The organism is Bilophila sp. (assembly GCF_057864385.1).
The window spans coordinates 15,372-31,998 of sequence record NZ_DBMAFI010000038.1 but is presented as its reverse complement, the minus strand read 5'-3'; the positions used below and the strand labels follow the sequence as shown (position 1 = coordinate 31,998).

The 16,627-nt window shown below is 59.5% G+C and carries 12 protein-coding genes; 2 read left to right on the top strand and 10 right to left on the bottom strand.

The features are described 5' to 3' along the window. From ACZM8Y_RS12140 to ACZM8Y_RS12105, 8 genes are all read right to left on the bottom strand, one after another. Positions 1-440: type II secretion system protein M (locus ACZM8Y_RS12140; RefSeq protein WP_489501764.1), on the bottom strand; the 440-nt coding region annotated here is incomplete at its 3' end. Continuing rightward, positions 437-1,975, bottom strand: a complete 1,539-nt coding sequence (locus ACZM8Y_RS12135; RefSeq protein ID WP_482332115.1) for a hypothetical protein — start codon at positions 1,973-1,975, stop codon at positions 437-439. The genes ACZM8Y_RS12140 and ACZM8Y_RS12135, both read right to left, overlap by 4 nt. 12 nt (positions 1,976-1,987) lie before the next feature. Further along, entirely contained in the window at positions 1,988-2,923 is a 936-nt protein-coding gene (gspN, locus tag ACZM8Y_RS12130; RefSeq protein WP_479858835.1) for a type II secretion system protein GspN, read from the bottom strand. An 87-nt stretch (positions 2,924-3,010) separates the two neighbouring features. Further along, on the bottom strand, positions 3,011-4,726 hold the full coding sequence (gene gspE, locus ACZM8Y_RS12125) for a type II secretion system ATPase GspE (RefSeq protein ID WP_308770678.1): 1,716 nt from the start codon (positions 4,724-4,726) through the stop codon (positions 3,011-3,013). A gap of 4 nt (positions 4,727-4,730) precedes the next feature. Then, on the bottom strand, positions 4,731-6,728 hold the full coding sequence (gene gspD / locus ACZM8Y_RS12120) for a type II secretion system secretin GspD (protein WP_482332103.1): 1,998 nt from the start codon (positions 6,726-6,728) through the stop codon (positions 4,731-4,733). Further along, a complete protein-coding gene (locus ACZM8Y_RS12115) occupies positions 6,712-7,572 on the bottom strand; it encodes a type II secretion system protein N (RefSeq protein ID WP_482332101.1) in 861 nt (286 codons plus the stop codon). Before ACZM8Y_RS12115 ends, gspD begins: the two co-directional genes overlap by 17 nt. Positions 7,573-7,574: 2 nt before the next feature. Beyond that, positions 7,575-8,816 carry a type II secretion system F family protein gene (locus ACZM8Y_RS12110; protein ID WP_482332097.1) on the bottom strand — a complete coding sequence of 414 codons (1,242 nt, stop codon included), beginning with the start codon at positions 8,814-8,816 and terminating at the stop codon, positions 7,575-7,577. A 59-nt stretch (positions 8,817-8,875) separates the two neighbouring features. Continuing rightward, entirely contained in the window at positions 8,876-11,776 is a 2,901-nt protein-coding gene (locus ACZM8Y_RS12105) for an amidohydrolase (protein ID WP_337430480.1), read from the bottom strand. A 161-nt stretch (positions 11,777-11,937) separates the two neighbouring features. Between ACZM8Y_RS12105 and ACZM8Y_RS12100 the strand changes: the two genes are divergently transcribed. After that, on the top strand, positions 11,938-12,282 hold the full coding sequence (locus ACZM8Y_RS12100; protein ID WP_489501763.1) for a hypothetical protein: 345 nt from the start codon (positions 11,938-11,940) through the stop codon (positions 12,280-12,282). Between the two features lie 1,368 nt (positions 12,283-13,650). On the opposite strand, the gene ACZM8Y_RS12095 is transcribed toward ACZM8Y_RS12100, so the two are convergent. Then, positions 13,651-14,346: a nicotinate-nicotinamide nucleotide adenylyltransferase gene (locus ACZM8Y_RS12095; protein ID WP_482332090.1), complete on the bottom strand. Its 696-nt coding sequence runs from the start codon at positions 14,344-14,346 to the stop codon at positions 13,651-13,653. Between the two features lies 1 nt (position 14,347). After that, positions 14,348-15,616 (bottom strand): glutamate-5-semialdehyde dehydrogenase, encoded by a 1,269-nt coding sequence (locus tag ACZM8Y_RS12090; RefSeq protein ID WP_308771072.1) that lies wholly within the window; start codon positions 15,614-15,616, stop codon positions 14,348-14,350. Positions 15,617-15,846: 230 nt separating this feature from the next. On the opposite strand from ACZM8Y_RS12090, the gene ACZM8Y_RS12085 reads away from it, so the two are divergent. Further along, entirely contained in the window at positions 15,847-16,533 is a 687-nt protein-coding gene (locus tag ACZM8Y_RS12085) for a tetratricopeptide repeat protein (RefSeq protein ID WP_482332082.1), read from the top strand. Positions 16,534-16,627 lie beyond the last annotated feature (94 nt).

Below are 16,627 nucleotides of genomic sequence, written 5' to 3'. Positions count from 1 at the left end.
TCCAGAAGATTTTTGCCCGAACGCCGGAACGTGACGTTTTCGACGCGGACGCCGGGGTGCGATTCCAGCGCGTGCAGCCATTGCACCCCCTGTTTCAGGTAGAGGCCGGTAAGGCGCATCTCGATGCGCTCGGAGCCGTCGTTTTCCTTGCGGGCCGCCGGGCGTAGGGCCTCGATGCGCCGGGACAGGGAGAGGCGGTCGGCCTCCTTGTTGACGAGGCTGAACAGGGAACGTTTTTTTGCCGGGGCCGCCGCGTTCGACTGGGACAGCCGGGCGTAGTCGTCGGTCAGGAGCCGCATGGAAAGATGGCGCTGCCGGGCGCGTTCGGCGCGGGAGGCGTTGTCGGCACGATACTCGAAGATGGGCAGGATCACCCATTGGACAGCCCCAAGGAGCACAAGCCCGCCGAGGCCGAGGAGGAGGGGACGGGACACGCTCATGGCTGGCCTCCCTCAAGGGCAAGTTCGATTTCAAAGATGACCGCGCCCGGCGGCGTGCCCGGTTCGGGCTTGCCCGTACGGTTGGCTGCACTGAGGATTTTGGCCTCGCGGACGCCGGGGAGCCCGGACAGGGCCACGCGCAGGGCGTTGACCTGCTCATAGCCTGCGGCCGTTCCGCCGAACCCGCAGCGGCGGGCGTCGAGGCTCAGGTGGTCGAGGCGGATGTCGAGGGAGTCCGGCACGGCGGCGTGCATGTCCTGCAACAGATGGAGGGCCGGGAAGGTGGCGTCGTTTTCCCCGCCGCCGCGCAGTCCGGCAATGCGGTTTTTGAGGATGCTTTCCATCTGCACGGGATTGAACGAGCCGCGCACGTCGGGGAGCGCCTTGCGGAACAGGGCGCGGGCGGCGTCCTCATGGCGCAGGGCCTGCTGTCCGGCGGCGTACCCTTCCGCCCAAACGGAGGCGAGACAGGCCGCTCCCACGGCAAGCGCGCCGCAGGCCGCCCATGCCAAACGCCTGCCGTGTTCGCTGGAAAGATGGCCCCCCTTCAGAGGACGGTGGAACGAGGGGATGAGGGGCGGACGCCACGGGGCCGGGAGCGGCATGGCTGCCACGCAGAGCGCGAGGAGCCGGGAAGGATCGGTTTCTCCCAGCCGGGCCACCTGCCCGCCCAAGGGTATTTCTTGGCCAAGCACGGAAACGGGCAGCCCGAAGGCTTCGGCAAAACGGGCGGACGCGCCGTTTCCGAGAAAGGCCTCGCCATAGGCGAGAAGGCGATCCGGCACGAAAGGCGTCCCTTCCAGTACGAGGGATGTTTCGCGCCGCAGCCGGGCGGCGAATCCGCACAGGGCGGCGTTTTCCCGTTCGGATGAAGGGCTGTTGAGGCCGGCGGCGTCCGTTTCGGGCATCCAGCCGACCGGGATGGCCCGGATGCGCCGGATGGTGCCGTTGTCGAGCAGGGCCACGGTGGAGCATTCGCGCTGGACGTGCAGGAACAGGGCTATTCCATGTTGTCTGGACGGCAGGTTTATGAGTAGCGGGAACGGATCAACGGTGACGAGGCTGGGGAAAAGCCCCTCCGCGTCAAAGGCGTCCAGCCATAAATCCCGTTCTTCCTTTCGGAGGGATACGCTGATTGCCTGTGCGCCGCTTTTGTACCCGGCGGACGCGGCGGCGTTCCCGGTCAGGCAGACGCGGTGCGCGAGCGTGTCGGCGTCGAAGGGAAATTCGGTTTCGAGCATCAGGGAAAGCGCCTGCTCCACCTTGGCCCGCGAACGGAAGGGGAAGGCCCAGTCCCTAAACAGCGCGGCCCCGGCGGACAGGCACACGCGCACGTCGTCCGGCCGCTTCAGACCCGCCGCAGCCGACCCGTCGAGCAGGGAGCGGAGGCCGGAGGCCACGGCCTGCGGCGTCAGATCGGCGCAGGCGACGCGGTGCAGATACGAAACCTCACGGCTTTTCAGCCCGATGCGGCACAACGCGCCCGTGAGTTCAGTCCCGGACTGGAGGATGATGAAGCTGTCCTTGGCGATCATAATGCTCTCCGGTCAGGGCTGTACGTCAAAGGAGGGGCGTCGGAAGGCATCCCGGATGCGAACCCGGACTTCGCCTTTATCCTTAAGGGATTGAAGCGTCCGTTCCGGCATGAGTTCCTCCCGTACCTGTTCAAGCGGGATGCGCAGGGCGGATTGCACGTCCATACGGCTGGCGGGGAGATCGCGCGGGACAAGGGTAGCCTGCCCTTGGACGGTACACGCAATTACGGGGCTCCGTACTGCGAGCTGGTGCAGGGTCAGCCGGTTTTTTTTCCAACCGGTTTCCACTGTGCCCTCCAACTTATCCAGGCGGGAACTCTTGAGCATAGGCAGGCTGAGATCCGCCACGCCCCCGCGCAGGGAGAGGTTCAATGAGCCTTCGCCCGCAAGCGGATCGGGCCGCCCGTTCAGAAGGGGCAGGTCGAGGGTTGCGGAACCATCCAGCTTGCCGCTTCGTATCTGCACGAGAGACGTTTTGCCCACGAATGGCCTGATTAAGGGCTCGATGCCGATTCCGGAGAGGGATGACCGCACGGCGAGCCGTTCGGGGTTCCAGAGCGAGGAGGGGATCACGGTTGCGTTCAGCTCACCCCCGGCGATGTCAGCGTCGAGTGTTACGCCAAGCGGGAAGGCGGTCAGGCCCGCCCGGACATTGCGGAAGGCCAACGGCTCCGGGGCGTTCGGCGGCTGCACCGTCAGCTCGGCGATTTCCAGCGCGGGCGGAAAGAAAGACAGTTCCGGGCGGCTCATGTCCATCTGCACGCCGGGCAGACGCCCGCACCATTGGCGCAGGCCGACCACGCCGAGCTCGCGCACGTACAGTATGCCGAGGAACAGGCCGTACAGCAGCAGCCCGAACAGGAGATAGAGCCCCCCACGCACCAGCGAGGCCCGGGAAGGCGGGGAAGGAAGCGCGAAAAGCAGCCTGTCCAGCAACGCCCGCATCATGTGGCCGCCCCGTATGTTAAAGGCGCTTCGCCGTGGGCCTCATGCGGAGGCGTCGGGGCGTGCCTCCGGGAAGTGCCGTTTATTTTGCTACTCATTGGTAACCCTCGCAACTTCGGTAAGCGAGGTCAGCCCCGCGATCACTTTCAACATGCCGTCATGCCGCAGGTTGCGCATGCCTTCGGACAGCGCGCACGCCCCAAGCACGTTGGCGTCGGCCTTATCCACGATGAGCCGTTTCAAAGCGTCGCTTACCGGCATGATTTCATAAATCGCCATACGGCCCCGGTATCCCGTGTCCAGACAGTCCGGGCAGCCTTTGGCCCGGTAGAGCGGCTGGCCGGGCCGGTAGGCGGAACGGGCCGCACCGAGCTTTTCCAGTTCCTGCCCATCCGGGAGATAGGCCTCCCGGCAGTGCGGGCAGAGCATACGGACGAGGCGCTGCGCCACCACGCCGCGCAGGACCGAGGAGAGCAGGAACGGTTCCACGCCCATGTCGAAGAGGCGGGTGACTGCGCCGGGCGCGTCGTTGGTGTGCAGGGTGGAAAAGACGAGGTGCCCGGTCAGGGCGGATTGCACGGCGATGGCGGCGGTTTCGGCGTCGCGGATTTCACCGATCAGGATGACGTCCGGGTCTTGGCGCACGATGGAGCGCAGCCCGTCGGCAAAGGTCAGCCCTATTTTGGGGTTGACCTGTATCTGCCCAACGCCCTCCAGCTCGTATTCCACGGGATCTTCAATGGTCAGGATGTTCTTGTCCGGCGCGGTCAGTTCCTGAAGCACGGCGTAAAGCGTGGTGGTCTTGCCGCTGCCGGTGGGGCCGGTGACCAGCACGATGCCGTGCGTGATCCCCACAAGGGAATGCATGAGCTGCAAGTCTTCCCGGCTGAGCCCGAGTTCGGTGAGGGAGAGCACGCGTTCGCTCTTTTCGAGCAGGCGGAGCACCACGCGCTCGCCGAAAGACGTGGGCAGGGTGGACACGCGCAGCCCCGCCTGACGCCCGCCGAGGGAAATGGCGATGCGCCCGTCCTGCGGCAGGCGCTTTTCCGCGATGTTGAGCTTCGCCATGACCTTGATGCGCGACACCACGGCGGCGTGATGGGCCTTGTTCAGGGTGTGGCGTTCGTAAAGCACGCCGTCCAGCCGGAAGCGCACGCGGGAAACGTCGCGGTAGGGTTCGATGTGGATGTCGCTGGCCCCGGCGCGCACGGCCTGCGCGAGGATCATGTTGACCAGCCGGATAAACGGGGCTTCGCTGCTGTCCTCCAGCAAGTCCTCCACCGCATCTTCGTTGAATTCGTCGATCTCATTGACCGAATCGCCGAGCACGTCCGAGACGCTCCCTTCCGAGCGGGTGGACTCGCCGAAAATCCGGTTGATGACGTCCGTGATGTCGTCTTCGCGGGCAAGTACGGGGTATTCAAGCCGTTCGCCGAGCAGCATCCCCAGTTCTTGCGCGAGAAGCCAACTGAACGGATGGCAGATCGCCAGTGCAAGTTTGCCGTCCTTGTCGCGGACGGGCACCACTTTCTGTTTTCTGAGCCAAGGAAGGGGAACTTTACAAACACGTTCGGCGTCCGCACGCCACCCTGAGCCCTCCTTGCCCACGAGGGCCGCAAGCCGGAGTTCGCAAGGCATGGCATGGCGCTCCGCGGCGGTTTCCAGATACTGGTTTTCGTCGATGCGCTCCGCCTCGTACAGGGCCCTTTCGAGGGGGATGCCCGAAGCTTCCGCATTCCGCGCACAGGCCTCCAGCACTTCAGGGGCGAGGTTAAGGCGTTCCAGCAATGAAGTGAGCGTCTTCATGGCGTCAGTTCACGAAAACAGGTTTCAGCATCTTGGGTTTGCTCATGATCGGCAGGCCGAGGCCGTCATGCCCCACGCTCGTTTCATGCAGCACGAGCTGTTTTTCGCGCGTAAGGTCGGCAGAGTCGGCTGCGTTCCTGATGACTTTGGGCGTGATGAAGATGAACAGGTTGGTCTGGTTCGACTGCTTGTTGCGGGCCTTGAACAGCCATCCCAGTCCGGGAATGCTGCCGAGCCCCGGAACTTCGCTCTGGTTGTAGGTCTTCTGATCGTCGAGGAGGCCGCCGATGACCGCCGTCTGGCTGTCCTGCAACAGGATGGTCGTCTTGACCAGGCGCTTGCGGGTGGTCGGGGCGACGATCTGATCCCCGTTGGTGAGGGTGATGAGGCCCTGCGTGACCCGGCTGACTTCCTGTTCCACCTCAAGGCGGAGCGAGCCGTCGTCGCTGATGCGCGGGGTAATCTTGAGCTTCACGCCCACGTCCTTGTAGTCCATGGACTGGGTGGTGAAGTCGTTGTCGTTGCGGGTGGTGCTTTCCTTGGTGAACGGGATATTGTCCACGACTTCCACGCTGGCCTCCTCGTTGTCGAGCGTGAGGAGCTGCGGGGTGGCGAGCACGTCGACGTCGCTGTTGCCCCTGACCGCGTTCAGGATGGATTGGATGTTGTAGCTTGTGTTGCCCACGGTGATGGCGTCTTTCAGGATGGCCCCGATGCTCACGCCGGAGGGGAGGGATACCGTTTTGTTGGTTCCGCTGGAGCTCAGGGAGAAGCTTCCCCCGTTCAGGCCGACACCGCCGACGATGGCGGCATCTCCGGTATTGCCCCCGACGGCCCAGTTGATGCCGAAGGAGAAGGATGCCTCACTGCTCACTTCCATGATCAGGGCTTCGATGAACACCTGCTTGCGCACCACGTCGAGCTTGGCGACGATGTTGCTGAGGGCTTCAAATTCATCCGGGCGGGCGGTGATGACAAGGCTGTTGGTGGATTTGTCGGCCACCACCTTGATGTCCTTGGAAAGCACGGTATCCGGCTTCTGCTCTTCCGTCCCTGATGCGCGCTGGCGTTCCACGAGCGTATTGATGACCTGCGCCAGATCCTCGGCCTTGGCGTTGGACAGTGAGATAAGGTGTACGTCGCCCTTGCCCTTGGGGGTGGGGATGTCCAGGGAGCCGACCGCGTCACGCGCCATCCCGATGGCTTCGGGATCGCCGTAGATGAGCAGGCTGTTGGTACGTTCGTCGGCAAGCACGAGGCTGACGGTGGGGCGGCCCTTTTTGGCGTACTCCTCATCCCGGCTTTTGAGGATCTTGGCGAGCGTGGCGGCCAGCGTCTTGGAGTCGCCGTATTGCAGGCCGAGCGTGACGGAGGTGCCCGCCGTTTCGCTGGCCTCCACCTGTTCAAGGAAGGTCATGGCCTTGGCGACGTTGGGGGCCGGGGCCGTCAGCGCGAGGGTGTTCGATGGGGTATAGGCGGAAATGGCGTGCTCCTTCCCAAGCAGGGAGGGCAGGATTTTGGCGAGCTCGGCCGCCACGCCGACTTTCAGGGGCACGATCTGCGTGACCACGGTTTCCAGCTCGGAACCCATTTTACGGCCCACGGCGGCGTCTTCGCCTTGCCCGATGCCTTCCTTCAGCGGGACGATCTTGTAGGCCGTGCCGCTTTTCTGCACCGCGTACCCTTGCACGCGCAGGATGGAGACGAAGGTCTCAAAGGCTTCATCCGGGGAAATCCTGACCGGGGAATAGACGGTCACTTTCCCTTTGACTGCGGGATCGGTGATGAAGTTCCGGCCGGTGGCTTCGCTGATGTACTTGATGAGGGCATGGATGTCCGCATCCTTGAAATCCAGCGTCAGGCCGTTTTCCGGCTCCGCCCATGCAGGAGCGGCGGACGGGAAACCCTGCGCGCAGAACAGGGCGAGGAACAGGATGGAGACACGAAGGGCCGTTGCCGCTTTGCTGGACGAATCGAACATGGCATCAACTTTGTACATCATACCGGATGATGGTTTTTTTCCCGTTGCGCAAGACTTCGAGCGTGATGGCGCTCTTGTCGGCCAAATCCCCAAGCCCGCCCAGATCGCCGAACCCTCTCAGGGGCTTGCCGTTGGCCCCCAGCAGAAGGTCGTCTTTTTTGAGGCCGAGCTCCTCTATGTAGCTTCCCGGCTGCATGTCGAGGATGCGTAAACCCTGATAGCCGCCCACGGCCTGCGGGGAGACGGAGACGGCGCGCATCAGGGCGCCGATGTCGCCGAGTTCTTCCCGAAGCCGGGCGCGGCTCACGGCCTTTTGTTCGTCGGGTTTGGCGCTTTCCTTTTGGAGGATAGAATCCTCGCTCATGGGCAGCCGTTCTTTTGCTCCGCCTTTGGCGATGACCACGGTGCGGCGCTGCACGAGGGCGATTTTCCACCCTTGTATCGTGTCCCCTTCCCTGTAGGGCCGTTCCGTCCCGTTCACCTGAATGACGGCGCGGCTGGCCTTGCCCGGCCCCGTGTCCACGATGGTTCCGAGCAGTTTCCAACCCTGCTTGCTGATGGGCAGCGCGTCGATGCCTTCGGCGGAAAGGCGTTCGCTTTCTTCGCCGGAATCCGTCCCCGTACCGCCTTTGGGGGAACGGCGGGCTTCAGGTGGGAAGACGGAAACCCCAAGGAGGTTGCGTGCGGTGATGCCGTCGAAGGCGGAGAGCGGTTCGGGCGCGGCAGCGGCGTGTTCCGTAAGCCGGGAGGCGGAACCGGGTGTGTCGAGCGCCGTCTCGCGCAGGGCGAAGGTGGCCTTGGCAAGGAACCACGCGATCAGCGAGATGCAGAAGAGGGAGAAGAATGTGGTCACGCGCTTGGACATGGTCAGCCTGCGAGGGTGCTCATTTCAAAGATGGGCAGGATGATGGCGATGACCACAAAGCCGACGATGCCGCCCAGCAGGAGGATCATGACCGGTTCCATGAGGGACGTGACGACCTGAAGGCGCGAGGCGACCCGGTTTTCGCTGTCGTTGGCGACCCAAAGCAGCATTTCGCCGAGTTGCCCGCTCCGTTCCCCGGCGGCGACCATCTGGCGGGACAACGGCGGAAAGACAAGCGGATCGTCCATGAATTCCGAGAGATCCCGGCCCGCCTGCACGCCGTCGATCATGTTCTGGACGGCTTGGGCCATGAGTTTGTTGTCCGCCACGGATTTGACGATGTGCAGGGCCTTGAGCAGGGTGACGCCGTTTTTGAGGAGCATGCCGAGGGTGCGGGCCATATGCCCGACGATCAGCGGGCGGTAGATGCCGGCAATGCCGGGCAGGCGCAGCAGCAGGCGGTGGGTGTACCGTTTGCCTCTTTCTGTCCTGCGCATCCGCCAAATGCCGAGCATGATGCAGAGGGCGAGGAGCAGGATGATCCACCAGCCGGATCGGATGCCGTCGCTGACGGCCAGCAGGATCTGCGTGGGCACGGGAAGCGCGCGGCCCATGTCCGAGAAAATTTGTGTGACCTTGGGGATCACGAACGTCAGCAGAAAGATGACGACGCCGATGCCCACGAACAGCATGAGGATGGGGTAGGCCAGCGTAGCCTGCACCTTGCGCACGAGCGCCACCTGCTGTTCGATATGTTCGGCGAAGCGTTCAATCACGAGTTCCAGCGTGCCGGAGGCTTCGCCCGCCCGTACCATCGTCACGAACGTTGATGAGAAGATGCGGGGGAACTCGGCCAGCCCGTCAGCAAGATCCCCACCCGCCATAATCCGGTCGCGCAGGCGGGAAACGATGCCCTGCATCCGGGAGAGATCGTCGTGGGCGCAGATGCTCGCAAGGGCCTCGTCAAGCGGAAGGCCCGCATGCAGCAGTGTAGCAAGCTGGCGGGCCATGGCTGCGACGGCCGTCTTGGGGACGGGGCGGAGCGATTCGAGGATTTTTTTGAAAGGTTTTTGGGCGGAAGGCTTTTCCGGGTTGGCAACGGATGCAGATGCGGATTCGACGGAGAGCGGCACAAGCCCCTTTTCGCGTACGGACGCGATGGCCTGCCGTTCGGTGTCAGCCTCCACCATGCCGCGTACGGTTTTGCCGGTTGCGGAAATGGCCTTGTAGCAAAAATTCGCCATGAAACCTTGCGCGTGAAAGGGGCCCCCATACGGGATGGAGGGCCCCTTTTCAATTGATGTTATTGTTCGTTGCGGCGGCGCAGCACGCGGATAGCGGCTACGGCCGACATGCCGAGGAACAGGACCAGGAGGTCATAGGAAGGCGTGGAGCCGACGGTGCAGCCGCTGCTGCTTCCGTCGTCGTCAACCTCGGTGTTGCCGTTGGTGGGCAAGCTTTCGGAGGTCATGAGGGTTATCGGGGTGGCAATCTTCCCGGCGTCGATATCTGAATCAAAGCCACCGTTATCGGTGATGACGAAGAAGGCCAAATAGCTTTCGTCAGCATTCAGAGTGGCAGTCGGGGCAAGAGGATGCGTGGGATCGGAGAGGGGAGCGATCCACCACGAGCCGTCGGTCTTTTCGCCCTGTTCAGAATAGGTGTATTCCTCGGATTCGGTGGAGCTGACCAGTCTGAAGAGGTTCATGCTTTCAACCGTGGCGCCGTTCCCAAGGAAGCTCATCTGGAACACCGCGGTATCACCGCCGTCAACAGTGGCGTTGAAACTATAGGTGCCGAGGCGCTGGGCGTCCTTCATGGGGACGATATAGTCCTTTTCTGCCTGCTTGTTGTCGATAGCGGTATGGCTGGTCACCGTAACCACAACTTGATCGTTGGGCTGTACATAGCTGGCCAGAGGCTTGCCCAGGAAGGATTCCGCATCCGGGAGGAAGCCGTGAATCGGCTTGTCGCCCACGACAGTCGTCGTCACGCGGATGCTCGCAATCTTTTCCGGATCGGTTTCGGCTACTACGAACGGATCTTCGTCAAGGATGGTGAAGTCGGCGAAAAGGCCTTCCCGAATGGAGCCGATCTTGCCTTCCAGCTTATTCTGCCACGCAGGCATGGCGGTAACGGCGTGGATGGCCTGAAGGACATTGAGGCGCTGATCATAATCCCAATAGGTCTGCATAACGCCCTTACCCTTACGGGCTTCCAGTTCAACGGTAGCGCTCGGATCCTTGCTGCTGCCGGAAATGATGGTTCCGCCTTCCCACATCTTCGACTTGGCCGTTACGCGGGTAACGCCGGAAGCGATGCTCTGGAGCGGGGAGATCGGGGTAACCATCGTATCGTTATGGAAGCTGAACTTTTGCCCATAGTCCACGCTGTACTGGGCAGGGCTGATCTGGTTGGCGCGGCCGGGGCCAAAGAAGATGTTCTTATGGCGGTCACCATAGAAGTAGGTATGGGTCGTGAAGTAGGAGTTGAAGATCTTCTGCTTCTTCATCCGGTCCGCAAGGACATTGATGTCATCCGTATAGGCAGGGTCACCACCCAGAAATTCCATGCTAGGTATACCCGACTTCATGGTGCCTTCCAGCTCAACATACATTTTTTCGTTTTCGGCCTTGTTGGTGAGCTGGTCATAGAGCCCCATCTGGCGCTGGATCTGCTGGCGTTCCAAGAATTGGGCATGGATGACGGTGTGGCGGGTATCCTTAATATGATCATACGCGTTCTTAGCAAGAACCTTTTCCATACCCGCGATCCACGCTTCGCCCGATGCGTTGCCGTTCAGATGCATCTCGGTGCTTTGCCCATACTTATGGTAGATTTCGATGGCCGTCGGGATGTCTTCAGGCTTGGTATTCAGAAGATCATTGCCGCCTACAGAGCGCCCGCTATAGTAGTTTTGCTCGCTGAATTCCCCTCCTCTGTCCTCTTCGGCCTGTTCAAATTCGCCGAGGGTGTAGTAGCCGGGGTACTTCATCCAGCCGGTGTAGCCCTGCGGGGAACCGTCACACATGAGCTTCCATGCACCGAGGAAAACCATGTTTTTGCCATTCAGGGATGCCACCTGATCGGCGATATCGGAATACTTACTGTTGAGTTGGGTCTCCATTGATTCAAGGGGATATCCACTCACAGAAAGGTGGAGATCCGAAATATCCGTACCGATTTTGACGGCATTAGTCCCGTCAAGGTAATCGGCACCTGTCCAGCCGAGCGAAGAACGGTTCATCGAACCTGAGGCCGGATTAGCGCTCAGATAACCAATGGGATGGAAAACGACGCGGACACCCAGCTCATCACGAAGCATGCCACGTTGGAAGAGCGGGATATCAGCATACAACATGCTCGTGCCACCGTCAGAGGTCGTTACGCCAGCGGCGGCGTAGACTTGGCTGGCGCGGCTGACGGCCTTTTGCGAGTCAGTTTTGGTCGCCGAATTGATGAGGCTCATGGCAGCGGTTTCCCGAAGGAGCCCCGTAGGTTTGCCGTCGTCTCCCAGCACCACGCCGGCCGTCTTCCACAAATCCGGCGTTTCAAGAATATCGCCCTTCGTTCCAAGCTCTTTAAGAGCCCGTGAGTTGGCCACAAGCATGTGCCCGGAAATATGCTTAATAATGACAGGATTGGGAATGCTATCAAGATCTTCTTTCGTGGGATGCACCATCTCTTCAATCAGCGTATCATCATACCCATAACCAATGATCAGGGTATCATTATCACCGATAAGATCAGATTGCTTCTGGAGAGCCGCAACATAGTCGGCTATGCAGGTCATTTCACCGAGGGGATAGCTATTCAGGTTTACCTGATAGAGATCGCAGTTCCCCTGCTGAGGGAAGTGCCCATGACCGTCAACAAAGCCGGGCAGCATGGTCTTGCCGCGCAGGTCGACAATCTTGTTGACCTTGTTCTCGTCAAGGTAGCCCTGAGACTTGGCATCGGCTTCCGAACCCACAAAAACGATCTTGCCGTTCAACGTCGCGACGACGTCAACCTTTTTGGCATTGTTGACATCTTTGGCCTCATCTGCCGATTCCGTAATGGTGTAGATTTTACCATTGCGGTATACGGTGTCAGCGATCTTGTCGGCAGCATACAACTGCATGCCGCCGCCAAGAACCATCGCCATGACCGCCGCGAAAGACAGCGCCTGCTTCTTCACGCGATTTTTTACACGGTTCTTCATGAATCTTCCTCCTGTAAAAGGTTGGCATTGCCAGACGCATTCCTGTCGGCTCCTTTCCCCGATTCGGATAACAGAAACGCATTTTCCCCAGATTGGGGCAATAAAAAGACCAGCAACGCGCCTTGCGTATGCCGGTCTTTTTATACGGATGGGTAGAGAGTGTGGCTCTCGAAGAAAGGGAGGAAAAACGGCATCCCCTAAACAAAGGAATGCCGTGCAAAGAGGCTGACGGATTGAAGAGGGAACTTACTCTAGAGAGAGAGAGAGAGAGAGAGAGAGAGAGAGAGAGAGAGAGAGAGAGAGAGAGAGAGAGAGAGAGACCGCGCGCCAGCCAAGAGAGGTGTTCTTACACCGTTAGAAGGGAAAAGAGGCTGGCGGGATGGCTGCATTTACTATCCGATTGTTGTCATCTTTCAAAATACGCTTGTTCAAAAAAGGATATGCAAAGGCCATACCTGAGAATTATCATGTTATATTTCTATAGATTGAAAAAGAATGGCACATAAAGATGATAAAATAAAGGTAAACTTAATGCATAAATGAATTGCCTATTTAAAATAATTCAATAGTATCCATTAATTATAAAACAAGTCTTTTATGCATTATAATTTGAATATGCATTATCACGCAACCCTTTTCAATCAAAGGCTGGAACCTCTCCCCCCTCTTATATGATAATGATAACCTTTTTATTAAGAAAAATAGGCATCCATCGTGTGGAATGTAATCATTTTTGTCTGTGCCGCAGAAAATGGTTGATGCTTTATTTCTTGAAATTCCAAAGGAATCACCAATAAGTACCCCAACTATGAAGTCCACTGACGGAAAACCGGAGAAATAGTTTGTATTTTCACCAAACGTTGGAGATAAGACAACTACATACTGTGAGAAGATATATTATTGATAATCATAATAATTATGTGTTCTTTATAGCTTTTGGGGGTGGCTCTGTCATAGCATATGGTTGTTTCATCTCCACAGTATGGTGAAAATACAGCCTCTTTCGCTAGTTTTTCTTTGCGAAATTCGTGGTTAAAGTATTTTGTTACTTATTCCTTTGGAACTTCAAGAAAAAAAGTATCAACCATTTTCTATGACACAGCCTTTTTGATAAACGAAGATAGGGGAAACAGCGCAGGGCGGGATGTGTTTATCCGGGATAATGTACAGAGAGGGGGTGTGTGTTTAGCTTGTGAATTTAATCGTATAATTGTGTCGGATGAACGCCTAGATCCTTACTGGAGGGCCAACCGGTTCACAGCGTATTGCCGCAGTGTGGGGGCTCCGCAGAGAAAAAATTTGGCTTTGTTATAGTGTGGGGTTGCTTCATCGCCACAGTGCGGTGAAAATCGAATTAGGTAAAAAGAAAAGTAACAGTATGTGGCTTCATCGCCACAGCGCAGTGAAAATACCGCCTTTTTCTCCAGTTTTTTCTTGGCGGAATCCGTGGCTAAGGCATTTTGTCGGTTAATCCTTTGGAGCGTCAGGGAAAAAAGCATCAGACGTTTTCTAGGCTGTGACGTCATTCTACATATAACTATTTGAAATTATTTTAGTGATAATTTTGCGGCTTAAAAATAGTTAAATAGTTTCAATAGACTATATCTAATTGGCGACACAGCCTAGGATACAGCCAAAAATTTAAGGCTGTGCCATAAAAACGGTTGATGCTTTCTTTCCTGAAATTCTAAAGAAGTAACCAATAAAATCACCCAATCATGGAGCCTACCGGCGGAAAATTAAAAAAGTATATAATTTCAGTATATTGTTGATACAAAACAATCGTATGCCATGACAGGCCAAATGTAAAAGACAACCACCGGGGCATGGCAGGACATACAAAAAGCCTTCCCCATCACAGGGAAGGCTTTTTGTCATTGCCAGCAGAGGCGGACGTCTTCCTTATAGGTATCCAAAATGTCGATGACCGGGTCGGGGGTCAGGTAGCGGATGCTTTCGCCAAGGAGCCATTTGGCGCGGAGCAGCGAGGCACTGATGTCCAGATGCGGCAGCGGAAGGTAGAGGCAGGAGGTTTCGTCCGTGATCGCCGCCGAGAGGAGGTTGTTTTCATCGGGCTCGGTGATGACGGCCTTGGGCCAGTAACGGGCTATCGTCGCCCGGAACGCCTCCTCATCCGCCCGGCAGCGGGGCACCACGACAAAGTTGGTGATGTTGGGAAGCTCCAACCCCCTGTGCCATGTGTCCAGGTGCATGAAATCCTCACCCCCAAGGATGAACATGGGGCTTTCAGAGACATGCCGCTTCCGCCATTCCGTGATCAGGTTCCATGTATAGGAAGGGTGGGGAAGTTCGCCCTCAAGCGTGCTGACCTGAAGCCGTGCATCGGATGGGGAAACGTTTGGGGGCGTTTCCAGCGCGCCCTGCAGCAGCGAGACACGCATCTCGAACGGAAGCAGGCCGGAATCGGGCTTGTGCGGCGGGACGGCGCAGGGCATGAGATCCACATGCTTGAGTTTCAGCGCTTCGGCCACGGCGGTAGCCAGCCGGAGGTGTCCGATGTGTACGGGGTTGAATGTCCCGCCGAGGATGCCGATGGTTTCCGGAGTCATGCTATTCCCTGATCTGCCCAGTCCCAAGGGCTACGAATTTGGTTGTGGTGAGTTCGCGCACGCCCATAGCGCCATAGGAATGCAGCTTGGAGGTGCAGATCCCGATTTCGGCGCCAAGGCCGAGCTGCCCGCCGTCGTTGAAACGGGTGGATGCGTTGACGGCGGTGAGGGATGCGTCGGCCTCGCGCAGGAAGCGCATGGCGTTGGCGTGGTTGTTGGTGCAAATGACTTCGGTATGGTTCGAGCCGTAACTGGCGATGTGATCCAGCGCGTCATCCAGCGAATCCACGACGCGGACCGCAAGGATCAGGTCATGGAACTCCTGCCCGAAGTCGCCGGGCTGCGCGGGGACGGCCCTGGCCCCGGACAGCAGGGGCAGGGCGCGGGCGTCGGCCCGGAACTCCACGCCGTCGCCGCCGAGTTTCGCGGCAAGCGTCGGCAGGAACGCGGCGGCCTCTTTCTCATGCACCAGCAGGCATTCAAGCGCGTTGCAGACGCCGGGGCGCTGGACTTTGCCGTTGTGGGCGAGCCGCAGGGCCATGCCGAGATCCGCCCCTTCATCTATATAAAGGTGGCACACGCCCATGTAGTGCTTGAGCACGGGCATGGTGGCGGCTTCGCAGACGGCGCGCACCAGCGATTCCCCGCCCCGCGGGATCATGACGTCCACATATTTGTCAAGTTTGCAGAGCGCGGCGACGGCGGCGCGATCCGTGGTTTCCACGACCTGCGCCGCATCTTCGGGCAGCCCGGCGCTGCGCAGCGCTTCGTGGAGGAGCCCCGCCAGCGCGAGGTTGGAGTGGATGGCCTCCGAGCCGCCGCGCAGGATCACGGCGTCCCCGGCTTTCAGGCACAGGATGGCGGCGTCGATGGTGACGTTGGGGCGCGACTCGAAAATCATGGCGATGACCCCAAGCGGGATGCGCATCTTGCCGATCATAAGCCCGTTGGGGCGCTGCCACTGCTGCTCGATGACGCCGACTTCATCAGCCATCTCGGCGATATGCAGGCAGGCATCGGCCATATCCGCCATGATGCGCGGCGTGAGGGTGAGGCGGTCGAGGCGCGGCGCGTCCATGTTTGCGGCTTTGGCGGCGTCCACGTCGAGGGCGTTGGCCTTGAGGATGTCAGGCTGGCGTTCGATGAGCAGTGCGGCGAGCGTGCGCAGGGCCTGCGTCTTGGCTGCGGGCGCGGCGGCCGCGAGCACGCGGGCGGCCTTCTTGGCGCGCTGCCCCATCCGTTCCATCTGAAGTTCGATCGAGACTGTCATGGCGTTTCCTTTTTCGTGGCGCGGGAGGGTCGAACCGTTCCCTGTAGCCCGTATGTATACGGTTCCACGCCGTTTCCCGCAACCCCGGCCGGGACATTTCTTTTGACATTCCTGTCGATCCAACCTATGTTTTGCTGTCTTTGGTCTTGCTCCGGCAAGCCCGTTTCTGCGTGCATCGGACTTCGTCCGACATAAAAAAGAGTGTGGAAGAGTCAAGGAGTACAGACATCATGGCAGATCCTCTCCGTCCGTCCGGGCCTCAGATCCCCGGCAGTCTGATGGGCGAAATCCAGTCCGAAGTGGCCGTCGAAGCCACGCCGCTGTTGAGCTTCGTGCTTCGGAACAGCCGCATCATCGTGGCCTGCATCGTTTTGCTGGTGCTCGTCATCGTCGGCGTCGGAGGCTGGCAGTGGCATCAGGGCCGTGTGGAGCGCGAGGCGCATCTTGAGCTTGGCCGCATCCTCGTCAGCACGCAGGGCCCGGATCGCATCGCCGCGCTGGAAACATTCCTGCCCACCGCCCCCAGCGACATGAAGCCCGGCGTCCAGCTTGAAATCGCCACCGCCGCCCTTGGCCTTGAACAATACGGGAAGGCCGCCGACGCCTATGCCGCCGTCGCCGCCGCCGATCCCAAGGGCCCCATCGGGATGATGGCCGCCATCAATCAGGCCGACCTCCTCCAGCGCCAAGGCAAGTACGCCGAAGCGCTCGCCGTTTTCGACTCCCTGGAAAAGGGTGCCCCCGAAAGCCTGCGCCCCGCCATCCTGGAAGGGCAGGCCATGTCCGCGGAACTCGCGGGCAAGCTCGACCGCGCACTCGCCGCCTATGAAAGCATCGCCGCCTCTCTGGGGGATGCCGCAAACAACGGCTACTTTCAGGCCAAGATCGCCGAACTGAAGGCGCGCATGGCCTCCTAACGCCTATCAAGGGGAACGGCCTCCGTCGTAAACCCTGTCGGTTTCCGGTTTTCCGGAAAGAAAACGGGCTGTTGCCGCAAGGCCTCAGCCCGTT

Coding starts and splice junctions, on each gene's coding strand:
- ACZM8Y_RS12135 (WP_482332115.1), bottom strand. CDS start 1,975: ATGATCGCCAAGGACAGCTTCATCATCCTCCAGTCCGGGACTGAACTC.
- gspN (WP_479858835.1), bottom strand. CDS start 2,923: ATGATGCGGGCGTTGCTGGACAGGCTGCTTTTCGCGCTTCCTTCCCCG.
- gspE (WP_308770678.1), bottom strand. CDS start 4,726: ATGAAGACGCTCACTTCATTGCTGGAACGCCTTAACCTCGCCCCTGAA.
- gspD (WP_482332103.1), bottom strand. CDS start 6,728: ATGATGTACAAAGTTGATGCCATGTTCGATTCGTCCAGCAAAGCGGCA.
- ACZM8Y_RS12115 (WP_482332101.1), bottom strand. CDS start 7,572: ATGTCCAAGCGCGTGACCACATTCTTCTCCCTCTTCTGCATCTCGCTG.
- ACZM8Y_RS12110 (WP_482332097.1), bottom strand. CDS start 8,816: ATGGCGAATTTTTGCTACAAGGCCATTTCCGCAACCGGCAAAACCGTA.
- ACZM8Y_RS12105 (WP_337430480.1), bottom strand. CDS start 11,776: ATGAAGAACCGTGTAAAAAATCGCGTGAAGAAGCAGGCGCTGTCTTTC.
- ACZM8Y_RS12095 (WP_482332090.1), bottom strand. CDS start 14,346: ATGACTCCGGAAACCATCGGCATCCTCGGCGGGACATTCAACCCCGTA.
- ACZM8Y_RS12090 (WP_308771072.1), bottom strand. CDS start 15,616: ATGACAGTCTCGATCGAACTTCAGATGGAACGGATGGGGCAGCGCGCC.
- ACZM8Y_RS12085 (WP_482332082.1), top strand. CDS start 15,847: ATGGCAGATCCTCTCCGTCCGTCCGGGCCTCAGATCCCCGGCAGTCTG.